This window comes from Streptomyces sp. SID3212, from assembly GCF_009865405.1.
GTDB lineage: Bacteria > Actinomycetota > Actinomycetes > Streptomycetales > Streptomycetaceae > Streptomyces.
In genome coordinates, this window is sequence record NZ_WWJY01000646.1 from 1 (window position 1) to 11,139 (window position 11,139).

Below are 11,139 nucleotides of genomic sequence, written 5' to 3' on the forward strand. Positions count from 1 at the left end.
CTCCGCCTCGGCGGCGAGCAGTCCGGCGTGGCAGGCGGCACCGAAGCCGCGCCGGGGTTCACGCACGACGGTCGCGCCGAGCCCGGCGGCGATCTCCGCCGAGCCGTCGGCCGAGCCGTTGTCGACGACGATCGCCCGCCATCCCGCGGGCAGCCGGTCCAGTACCCAGGGCAGCGCCCGGGCCTCGTCGAGACAGGGGAGTACGACGTCAACCGTCGTGGGGATCGAGTACGTCACGTCCATCACCGTATGAATTCAGAAACCGACAAATGGGATACGCGGTCTTACGAAACACGGACAGCGCCGCAGGTGCGAGCCGCTCCGCCCGTTCGGCCCAACAACGGCACCGAGCACCACGGAACGGACTCCGGGGCGGGCCCCGCCGAAGCGGCGCGGGCCCCCGCTCACGGCACCGCCACCCCCCGCTGCCCCGACCGCGCGAACTCCGCCATGCCCGCCGCGAACCCGACCTCAGGCCGCCACCCCAGCTCCGCCCGCAGCCGCTCCGACGACGCGGTGATGTGCCGTACGTCGCCCAGCCGGTACTCCCCGGTGACCACCGGCTCAGGACCCCCGTGCGCCGCCGCCAGCGCCCCGGCCATCTCGCCCACGGTGTGCGGCTCGCCGCTTCCGGTGTTGTACGCGCCCAGCGTGCCGGGCTCCCTCGTCCGTACGAACGCCAGTGCCAGCGCGTTCGCCGTCGCCACGTCCCGTACGTGCACGAAGTCCCGCCGCTGCCCGCCGTCCTCGAAGACCTGCGGGGCCTCGCCCCTGGCCAGCGAGGAGCGGAAGAACGACGCGACCCCCGCGTACGGAGTGTCGCGGGGCATCCCGGGCCCGTACACGTTGTGGTAGCGCAGCGCGAGCGCCCGGCCGCCGGTGGCCCGCGCCCAGGACGCCGCCAGATGCTCCTGGGCCAGCTTGGTCACCGCGTACACGTTGCGCGGGTCGGTCCGCGCGTCCTCGCCGATGAGACCCGGCGTCAACTCCGCCCCGCACAGCGGGCATCCGGGTTCGAAGCGGCCCGCCGCCAGATCCGCCTCCGCGCGGAGTCCCGGCGCGACACGCCCGTGCGCGGGGCAGTCGTACCGGCCCTCCCCGTACACGACCATCGACCCGGCCAGCGTCAGGTCCCGTACCCCCGCGTCCGCCATGGCGGCCAGCAGGGTGGCGGTCCCCAGGTCGTTGCAGCTCACGTAGTCCGGCGCGTCCGCGAAGTCCTTGCCGAGGCCGACCATCGCCGCCTGGTGGCAGACCGCGTCCACCCCGCGCAGCGCCCGGTCGACGGCCGCCCGGTCCCGTACGTCGGCGTGGATCCACTCCACCTCCGGCGGGCGCGCGGGCGGCACGGGGTGGGCCGACGGCAGCAGGGCGTCCAGGGCGACGGCCTCGTGGCCCAGCGCCGTGAGGGCCGTGACGATGTGTGAGCCGATGAAGCCGGCTCCTCCGGTGACAAGTACACGCATGCCGGTGACGCTATGCGCCGAACGGCCCCACCGTGCCGACGCACGCCGGTGCGTCACCGGTCCGTAAGATCGCGGCCCGCGCCCTGCGCGCCCCTCCCGCGCCCGCCCGTGCGCCGCCGGAGAACGAGAACCGAGCCCCTGCCGGAGAACCGCGCCCCCGCCCCTACTCCAGCCCGCTCAGCACCGACGCCAGGTCGTACCCCACCGGCTCCTCCAGCTGCGCGTACGTACAGCTCTCCGGCGTCCTGTCCGGACGCCACCTCCGGAACTGCGCCGTATGGCGGAAGCGGTCGCCCTCCATGTGGTCGTACGCCACCTCGCACACCAGCTCCGGCCGCAGCGCGATCCACGACAGGTCCTTCGTCCCGGACCAGCGGCTCGGACCGCCCGGCAGCCGCGCCCCCTCGTGCGCCGCCTCCTCGGCCCACGCGCCCCACGGATGGCCCTCCGCCGTCTCCATCCGCAGCGGGGCCAGCTCCTCGACCAGCTCCGCCCTGCGCCGCATCGAGAACGCCGCGCACACCCCCACGTGCTGGAGCACGCCCCGCGCGTCGTGCAGGCCGAGGAGCAGGGAGCCCACCACGGGGCCGCTCTTGTGCAGGCGGTACCCGGCGACCACCGCGTCCGCCGTCCGCTCGTGCTTGATCTTGTACATCGCCCGGAAGTCCGGCCGGTACGGCAGGTCGAGCGGCTTGGCGATCACCCCGTCGAGCCCGGCGCCCTCGTACTGCTCGAACCACTCCCGCGCCCGCTCGATGTCCGTGGTGGCGGGCGCGAGATACACCGGCGGCTCTACGCCGATCAGGGCCGCCTCCAGCGCCTCCCTGCGCTGCGCCTGCTCGATGTCCATCAGCGTGCCGTCCCCGAGGGCCAGCAGGTCGAAGGCGACAAAACTCGCCGGGGTGCGCTCGGCCAGCATGTCCACGCGTGACTTCGCGGGGTGGATGCGCTCCGTGAGCTTGTCGAAGTCCAGCCGCCCCTCGTGGACGATCACGATCTCCCCGTCGAACACGCACCGCTCCGGCAGCCGGTCCCGTACCGCCGTCACCAGCTCGGGAAAGTAGCGGGTCAGCGGCTTGCCGGTCCTGCTGCCGATCACTACCTCGTCGCCGTCGCGGTGGATGATCGCCCGGAAGCCGTCCCACTTGGCCTCGTACTGCATCCCGGGCGGGATCGCGGCCACGGACTTGGCGAGCATGGGTTTCACGGGAGGCATCACCGGCAGATCCATGTCCCCGATTGTGTCCGGGAACGGTCGGCTCCGCCCGATATGCGCTCGCGGCCCGCCCGGCCTACGGTGGCGCTCATGGGTGCAGCGGGTGCGGCGGTGGAGCTGGAGGCGGGCGGCAGAGCGGTACGGCTGTCCAGCCCGGCCAAGATCTATTTTCCGGAGCGCGGCTTCACGAAGCTCGACGTCGCGCGCTACTACCTGGCCGTGGGCCCGGGGATCCTCCGGGCCCTGCGGAACCGGCCGACGACCCTGGAGCGCTACCCGGAGGGCGTCGAGGGCGAGTTCTTCTACCAGAAGCGGGCCCCGAAGAACCTGCCCGACTGGATCCCCACCGCCCGGATCGAGTTCCCGAGCGGCCGTTCGGCGGACGAGATCTGCCCGACCGAGGTGGCGGCCGTCCTCTGGGCGGCGAACCTCGGCGCCCTCACCTTCCACCCGTGGCCGGTACGGCGCGGGCGCACCGATCACCCCGACGAGCTGCGGATCGACCTCGACCCGCAGCCCGGCACGGACTTCAAGGACGCCGTCAGGACCGCGCACGAGCTGCACAGCTTCCTCGACGAGCTGGGGATGCGCGGCTGGCCCAAGACGTCGGGCGGACGCGGCCTGCACGTGTTCGTCCCGATCGAGCCGCGCTGGACCTTCACCGACGTGCGGCGGGCCGCCATCACGATCGGCCGCCACCTGGAGCGCAGGAACCCGGGCCGGGTGACCACCGCGTGGTGGAAGGAGGAGCGCGGCGAGAAGATCTTCGTCGACTACAACCAGACCGCCCGGGACCGGACGATCGCCTGCGCCTACTCCGTACGGCCCCGTCCGCACGCCCCGGTCTCCGCGCCACTGCGGTGGGAGGAGCTGGACGACGTGGCCCCGCAGGACTTCGACATCGCGACCATGCCGGTGCGCTACGCCGAACTGGGCGATGTGCACGCGGACATGGAGGAGCACGCGTACAGCCTGGAGGGGCTGCTGGAGCTGGCGGACCGGCACGAGCGGGACCAGGGCCTCGGCGACCTCCCGTACCCGCCGGACTATCCGAAGATGCCGGGGGAGCCGAAGCGGGTCCAGCCGAGCCGGGCGCGGCCGGAGGACGAGGAAGGCCAGCAGGAGGGCTGACCGGGACGGCGGCACGGCGAAGGCCCCCACCGCCGGGTGCGGTGAGGGCCTCGGTGTCACGCCACTGCGAAGTGCCGTGTGCCTACAGCTCCTTGATGCGGATGTCGCGGTACGAGATCACGTCCGTCGTGCTGTGCACCTGGAGGCCGACGTAACCGGTGGCGTACCGCCGGCCGTCCGTCCCCGGGTCACCGGCGCGCGGCGGCGTGAAGGCCTGTCCGCCGACGTTGTCGAACTCGTTGATCACCACACCGTTGCGCAGGATCGTGAAGTGCTGACCCTCCGCGCGGATCTCGTAGTCGTTCCAGGTGCCCTTCGGGGTGACCCCCGCGCCGCCCAGGCCGACCCGGTCGAAGCCGTACACCGAGCCGGTCTTGTACATGTCGCCGACGGGGTTGTCGAGGATCTGCATCTCGTGCCCGTAGTTGATGGCGACCCACTCGGGCCGGGACTCCTCGGGGTGGTTGTGGACGTTCGGGAAGCGCACGAACACACCGCCGTTGGCGTTGCCCGTGCCCGGGGCGTCGTCGCGGAACTGGAGCTTGAGCGAGAAGTCGCCGTACTTGCGCTCCGGGAACCACAGCATGCCCATGCCGTTCACCGTCGTACTGCTGGTGATGGCACCGTCGCCGGACAGTGCGAACTTGCCGCCGCCGACCTGCTCCCACTTGGCCAGGGACGCAGCCGTGCCGTCGAAGAGGTCGCGGTAGCCCTCGGTCTGGCCGGGCTTGCCGATCTTCGACTGCTTGGCCGCCTTGGTGATCTTGTTGAACTCGCGCTGGTCGATGACGTTGTCGGCCAGCAGCTTGTCGAGGACGCCGTCCACGTGCTTGAGGAACAGCGCCGCCGACGACCAGTCCTTCTCGTCCTCGATCAGCTCGTTGATCGTGCACCGGCTGCGGGTGAGTCGGTTCGGCACACCGGTGTCGACCGCGCCCACGATGACCGTCAACCGCTCGTCGAACTCAGGGCAGTTGGGCGCCGGGACGCCACCGCCCTGAGCGATGGAGAACGACACCTGCTTGGCCGCCGAGGTGTTGCCGGCCTTGTCCGTCGCCCGGTGCGCGAGCGTGTGGTAACCGATCGCGTCGACGATGACGGGGATGGTGTACGCGAGGTACGGACCGCCGTCCAGCGAGTACTCGGTCCTGTCCACCCCGGACCCGCCGGTGTCGGTCGCCGACAGGGTGACCTTGGCGCTGGTGACGTAGGCACCGTTGGAGTTCAGGGTGCCACTGACGGCCGCCGTGGTCACCGGCGCCGTCGTGTCCTGCGCGGGCGGCGCCACGACGGTGAAGGCGACGGACTTCTCGGCCGCCACGTTCCCCGCCTTGTCGGTCGCCCGGTAGCGGACGGTGTGCGAGCCGACCTGGTGGACCATCACCGGCGCGGTGTACGGCTGCCACGCCGCGCCCGCCCCGAGCGCGTACTCGATGGTGTTGACGCCCGTGCCGGTGTCCGAGGCGGTGACGGTGACCGTGGCCATCGTCAGGTAGTTGCCCGCCGGGTCCTTGTCGCCGCTCACGGTCGCCGAGGTCTCCGGCGCGGTGGAGTCACCGCTCGGTGGCGCCACCACGGCGAACGAGACGGACTTCTCGGCCGCCGCGTTGCCGGCCTGGTCGGTCGCCCGGTAGCGCACGGTGTGCGAGCCGACCGTGTTGACCACCACCGGTGCGGTGTACGGCTGCCACGCGCCGTCCGCGCCGAGCGCGAACTCCGTCGTGCCCACCCCGGAGCCCTCGTCGGTCGCCGACACGGCGACCGTGGCGGAGCCGACGTACGCGCCGTCGGTGTTCTGCTGGCCCGTCACGGCGGCCGAGGTGGTGGGCGCGGTGGTGTCGTCGCCACCGCCCGCCTCGGTCACCGTCAGGATGCCCTGCATCTGGCCGTGGCCCGGGATGGTGCAGAAGAAGCGGTAGCGCCCCGGGGTGAGATCGACCTCGACGGTGTACTTGCCGCCGTTGTCGTCACTCGGATTGGCCAGGATGTTGAGCGGTACGTCGTTGTTGTACTCGGGGTCCGACACGTCGAAGGTCAGCGTGTGCGGCATTCCGATGTCGTTGCCGGTGGCCACGCTGTTCTCGAAGACGATGGTCGTCGCCCCCGCCACCGCGGTGGTCGGGAAGGTGACGTACCGGTCGGTGCGGCCGCTCGTCGTCCAGTTGAGGATCTGGGCCGCCGCCGTGCTGTCGGCCGTACGGTCGCCGGTGCGCCCGTAGGCGGCCGTCGACGTCAGGCCCAGCACCATCAGCAGCGCGCCCAGCAGGGCCGTCCACAGGCGCAGAGGTCGGTGTCTCACTGATCGCTGTCTCACTGAGTCGCCTTCCTGGCCAGATCCGCGGCGGCGGGCGTCGCCGCGCCGCCCTTGTACGTCACACGCCACAGCGCGGACTGGGAGTCGGAGGTGAAGAATCCGCGCCCGTAGTCCAGGACGTAGAGCGAGCCGTCCGGCGCGAACTTCCAGTCCATGAGGTTGCGGATGCCGCCGTTGCCGACGGGGATGATCTTCTTCAACGACTCGGCGGTGATGGGCAGTCCGCCCTTGCCGACGGTCTTGGGATCGGTCAGCACCGCGTGGCGCGGGTTGTCGGCGTCGTAGAAGTCACCGACGAACCACTTGCCGTCCCAGTACTCCGGCCACGCGTCGGCCGTCGCGGTCGCCGCGTTGTAGCGGTAGACCGGGCCGTCCATGGTGGCCTGGCCGCCGCCCTTGAGCCACGGCAGCAGGAAGGTGCCTTCCTCGGCCTTGTAGCTGGGAACGCCGTTGGCGTCCCGGGGGAAGTCGGGGCCGCCGCCCTGCGGGGAGTACCAGATGGTGTTGCCCGTGACGGGCGGCAGGTTCACCAGACCGTCGTTGTTGGGGGACTCGTTCTTCGGGGCGTCGCAGTTGTACCAGCCCAGCGGCTTCGTCGGGTCGGGGAGGTTGCGGTCCCGGTAGGGCTGCTTGTTGCCCATGCAGAACGGCCAGCCGTGGTTGCCCGCCTTGGTGATCGCCGCGAACGTGTCGTACTTCGCGGGACCCCAGGTCGTGCTCGGGGCGCCCGCGTCGGGGCCGACCCAGCCCGCGTAGAGGATGTCGGTCTTCTGGTCGACCGAGATGCGCGCCGGGTTGCGCACGCCCATCACGTAGATCTCGCCGCGGGTCTTGTCGCCGCCCTCGTCCTGTTCCTCACCCGTGAAGAGGTTCCCGGCCGGCAGGGTGTACGTGCCGTCGGGCTGCGGGTGGATGCGCAGGATCTTGCCGTTGAGGTTGTTCGTGTTGCCCGCGGTCCTGCGGGCGTCCGCGAACGACAGGCCCTTGTAGTTGGGCTGCGGGTTGTTGCCCGAGTAACCGTCGCTGAACCCGGACGAGTTGTTGTCGCCGGTCGCGATGTAGAGGTTGCCCTTCGAGTCCCAGGCCATCCCGCCACCGGCGTGGCAGCAGCTGTTGACCTGTACGGGCCACTTGAGCAGGACCTTCTCGGACGCCAGGTCCAGCTTGTTCGTCACCGGGTCCAGCGTGAACCGCGAGACGCGCCGTTCGGCGATCCGCTTGTCGCGGTCGAGCCCGGAGTGCGGGGTGTAGTGCAGGTACACCCAGCCGTTGGCCGCGAAGGCGGGGTCCAGCTCGATGCCGAGCAACCCTTCCTCGACCTTGGTGAGTTCGTCGCCGCCGCCCTTGTTGCCGAAGACGGTCAGGGCGCCCGCGAGCGTGACCTTCTTGGTCGCGGGGTCGTAGATGTGGACCTGGCCGAGGCCCTTGCCCATCTCCGGGTTGTTCCAGTCGGTGACGACGGGAGCACCGTTCGCCCCGCCGCCGCGGCCGATGTACAGCACCCGTCCGTCGGGTGCGACGACCAGGCCGTGCGGCTCGCCGATCTGGTCCTGCTGGCCCGCCTGGTTGGGCTGGGTCACCTTCGCCGCCGTGTAGTTGGCGTCGATGGTCGCCTTGCAGTCGGCGCGCGAGAGGCGCGTGGTCCACTGGAGGGCGCCCCGCAGGTGCTCGCGGAAGTCGGTCTCGGCGTACGACTCGGCCGTACCGCCCATCCCGGTGTAGAAGGACCGGCCGCCGTCGTAGTCACGGCACCAGGAGACCGGGTGGTCGACGCCGTTGGCGCCCGCGCCCGGCCGGTAGCTGCTCTCCCTGACCTTGGCGACGGTGTGCACCTTGCCGGTCGGGTTGGCCGCCCAGTTGATCCACTTGTCGGGCCGCTTCCACTCCACGGGGAGGTTCTTCGTGGCCGGATTCACCCGGTCGGCGACCTCGACGGTCGCGCGCTGCACGGTGGCCGGGCTGGTGGCCGCGGGGCGCGCGCCGATCAGGCCGGTGAACCAGTCGGAGTACGGTTCCGTACGGGCCGCGTCATGGATGCCGAGGAAGCCGCCGCCGGCCTCCACGTACGACTCCAGCCCGGCCTCCTGCTCCGGGTCGAGCACGTCGCCGCCGCCGGTGAGGAAGACGACCGCGTTGTACTTGCCGAGCTTCTTGGCGTTGGTGAAGACCGAACCGTCGTCCGTGGCCTCGGTCTTGAAGCGGCCGGCCGCCGGTCCCGTGAGGCCGATCGACTCGACGGCCTCGATCCCGGCGTTGACGAGCGGTGACTCCTCGGTGGCCGAGGCGTGGAACACGAGGACCTTGACGTTCTGTCCGCCCGGCGGCGACGGAAGGGCCAAGGCGGTCGGTGGCGGCTCAGGGAACGGTCTCGCCGTGGCGGCGGTGCCGCCCAGCAGGGACGCCGCCATGGTGCCGGCGACCAGGAACGCGGCCGCCCCGCGCCTGGATCTTGACCGGTGATGTGGTGCGCGCTGCATTGTTCACCCACCCAACTTTGGTCACAGCAACAGCGCTTGAAGCTAGACGCCTTTCGGCGCCCAGCCAATAGCTATGGACGGAATCCCACCAACTTTGTCCTGAGTGTGGATAAACGAAGATCACTGCTCTACCGTGTGGCCGTCCCCGGGGACTCCTGCGCCCCGTCCATCTCCTTACGGCACAGGGGAGTTCGCTATGGCCATGGACAGAAGGAGCTTCAGCCGGCGCCTGTTGGCGGGCGGTGCGGTCGCCGCCACCGGAGCGGCCTCGTTGTCGGTGGCGTCCGCGCCCGCCGCGAGTTCGGCGGAGGCCCCCCCTCCCACCGCGCCCGCCGGGGGCCAGGTGCGCCATCTCAAGCTGTACGCCGAGAAGCTGGCGGACGGTCAGCTGGGCTACGGCTTCGAGAAGGGCACGGCGACGATCCCCGGCCCGCTGATCGAGCTGACCGAGGGCGACACCCTCCACATCGAGTTCGAGAACACGACGGACGTGGCGGCCAGCCTCCATGTGCACGGCGTGGACTACGACGTCGCCAGCGACGGCACCCGGATGAACCGGAGCCATGTGGAGCCCGGCGCGACCCGTACGTACACCTGGCGCACCCACACCCCGGGCAAGCGCGCCGACGGCACCTGGCGGCCCGGCAGCGCGGGCTACTGGCACTACCACGACCACGTGGTGGGCACGGACCACGGAACCGGCGGCATCCGCAAGGGTCTCTACGGCCCCGTCGTCGTGCGCCGGAAGGGCGACATCCTGCCCGACAAGCAGGTCACGATCGTCTTCAACGACATGACGATCAACAACAAGACCGGCGCCGCCACGCCCAACTTCGAGGCCACGGTGGGGGAACGCGTCGAGGTCATCATGATCACGCACGGCGAGTACTACCACACGTTCCACATCCACGGCCACCGCTGGGCGGACAACAGGACGGGCCTGCTCACCGGCCCCGACGACCCGAGCCGCGTGATCGACAACAAGATCACCGGACCGGCGGACTCGTTCGGCTTCCAGATCATCGCGGGCGAACACGTGGGCGCGGGCGCGTGGATGTACCACTGCCACGTCCAGAGCCACTCGGACATGGGCATGGCGGGACTGTTCCTGGTGGCGAAACCGGACGGCACCATCCCGGGCTACGAGCCGCACCACCCGGGAACGCCGGCGGACGGGGATCACACGGGCCACTGAGGGGCGCGAACCCCGTCCTCCCCGGCGGTGTCGGCCACGGAGGCCCGGACGGTCCCGGCCGTCCGGGCGGACACCGTCGGGTCGGTCGTGACGACCACCACGTGGTCCCCGGCACCCCACTCACGTCGTTCCCCCTTGGGCGGGTTCAGCCGGACCCCGTAGTCGGGCGCCGACATCCGCCGGTCGTGACGGCGGTAGCCGATGGCGCATTCGCCGCGGTCGCGGGCGGCGGCCACGACCGTGGCGAAGGTGGCCTCGCACCCCACGCGGACGTACGTCCCGGCCGGACGCAGGCAGAGCAGGCTGCCCTCCGCGGCAAACAACTCGTCGAAGACCGGGGCCAGATGGTGGTTCTGCGCGATCTGCGCCATGAGCAGTCCGGTCAGTTCGCCGCTGACGATGACGTCGGAACCGGGGTCGACGGGTGCGAGAGGGCGGTTGCGGTCGTCCGTGAGCTCGCTGACGACCCGTAACTCCCGCCCTCCGGCGCGTTGCTCCAGCAGCCGCAGCGCCAGCAGAGTGACCAGCGTCCAGTCGTCGGGCCGGTCCGGCCCGTCGCCGGGGTCGGGGCCGAGGACCACCAGACCGTCGTACGGGGTGAGGTCGAGCCCGAGCAGCGTCTCGGGCCGCGACAGGGGCGCGGACCGGAACCGGACGGCCAGCCGGTCCACCTCCTGCGCCGCCTCTGCCTCCGTCCCCGTAGCCGTCTCCGCCTCCCGTGGCCCTGGCAACTGCCGGTCCGTCACGATGTCCAGGACGGAACCGGGCCGGGCCGTGTGCCGGAGCTGCTCCACGACCAGGGGAGCCCGGCGGTTCCAGCCGAGCATCAGCAGGCGCGCGGGGTTCTCCGGTGGTGGCCGGTCCCCGGCGATCACCGACGGGTCGACGAGGTGCCGGCAGTCCTCCGGGCGCGCGCCGGCCTCGTCGCGGGCCAGGACGATCAGCCGGCTCCCCGGTGTGACCGTCGTGTCGGCGGGCGGATTCAGCAGCGTACGGCCCTGCGGGGTGAGCAGCCCGATCACGCAGGAGTCGGCATGCCCCAGCAGCGCCGTACCGAAAGGAGCGCCGGAGAACGCGGTGGCGTCGGTGAGGTGGAACTCGTCACCGGCGAAGTCGAGGAGGTCGCGCAGGACGAGGGAGAGACCGGGGCGGCCGACACACTGCGCGACGAGCCGGGCCGTGACCGCGTCCGTCTCCAGGATCGTGGCCTGTGGCCCCGCCGCCAGCCGGGCCGACGCGCGGTAACGGTCGTCCCGTACCGCCGCCAGCACCGGTGGGCCGTCCGGCCCCTCGCCGGCGACCGCGCGCAGCGCGAGCAGGACCCGCAGCACCTCGGGGTC

7 protein-coding genes and 1 pseudogene are annotated in these 11,139 nt (G+C 71.3%); 2 read left to right on the top strand and 6 right to left on the bottom strand.

All coding sequences use genetic code 11. The features are described 5' to 3' along the window. The 3 genes from GT042_RS19360 to GT042_RS19370 all read right to left on the bottom strand — a co-directional run. Positions 1 to 243: glycosyltransferase (locus tag GT042_RS19360; protein ID WP_161309987.1), on the bottom strand; the 243-nt coding region annotated here is incomplete at its 3' end. 161 nt (positions 244 to 404) lie between these two features. Beyond that, a complete protein-coding gene (locus tag GT042_RS19365; protein ID WP_161309984.1) occupies positions 405 to 1,466 on the bottom strand; it encodes an NAD-dependent epimerase/dehydratase family protein in 1,062 nt (353 codons plus the stop codon). A 163-nt stretch (positions 1,467 to 1,629) separates the two neighbouring features. Then, positions 1,630 to 2,697 carry an ATP-dependent DNA ligase gene (locus GT042_RS19370; protein WP_161309985.1) on the bottom strand — a complete coding sequence of 356 codons (1,068 nt, stop codon included), beginning with the start codon at positions 2,695 to 2,697 and terminating at the stop codon, positions 1,630 to 1,632. Between the two features lie 75 nt (positions 2,698 to 2,772). Here GT042_RS19370 and ligD point away from each other — a divergent pair, with 75 nt between their 5' ends. After that, positions 2,773 to 3,813, top strand: coding sequence for a non-homologous end-joining DNA ligase (gene ligD / locus GT042_RS19375; protein ID WP_202533179.1), 1,041 nt, complete (start codon positions 2,773 to 2,775; stop codon positions 3,811 to 3,813). Between the two features lie 82 nt (positions 3,814 to 3,895). On the opposite strand, the gene GT042_RS19380 is transcribed toward ligD, so the two are convergent. After that, positions 3,896 to 6,061 carry a family 16 glycoside hydrolase gene (locus GT042_RS19380; protein WP_161309989.1) on the bottom strand — a complete coding sequence of 722 codons (2,166 nt, stop codon included), beginning with the start codon at positions 6,059 to 6,061 and terminating at the stop codon, positions 3,896 to 3,898. Between the two features lie 62 nt (positions 6,062 to 6,123). Next, complete coding sequence (locus tag GT042_RS19385) at positions 6,124 to 8,604, bottom strand: ThuA domain-containing protein (RefSeq protein WP_161309986.1); 2,481 nt, start codon at positions 8,602 to 8,604, stop codon at positions 6,124 to 6,126. Between the two features lie 202 nt (positions 8,605 to 8,806). Here GT042_RS19385 and GT042_RS19390 point away from each other — a divergent pair, with 202 nt between their 5' ends. Next, positions 8,807 to 9,799, top strand: coding sequence for a multicopper oxidase domain-containing protein (locus tag GT042_RS19390; RefSeq protein WP_161309990.1), 993 nt, complete (start codon positions 8,807 to 8,809; stop codon positions 9,797 to 9,799). Here the strand turns inward: GT042_RS19390 and GT042_RS19395 are convergent. After that, positions 9,784 to 11,139, bottom strand: a pseudogene (locus tag GT042_RS19395) (NAD-binding lipoprotein); the annotation flags it as partial. The gene GT042_RS19390 and the pseudogene GT042_RS19395 sit on opposite strands and share 16 nt — an antisense overlap.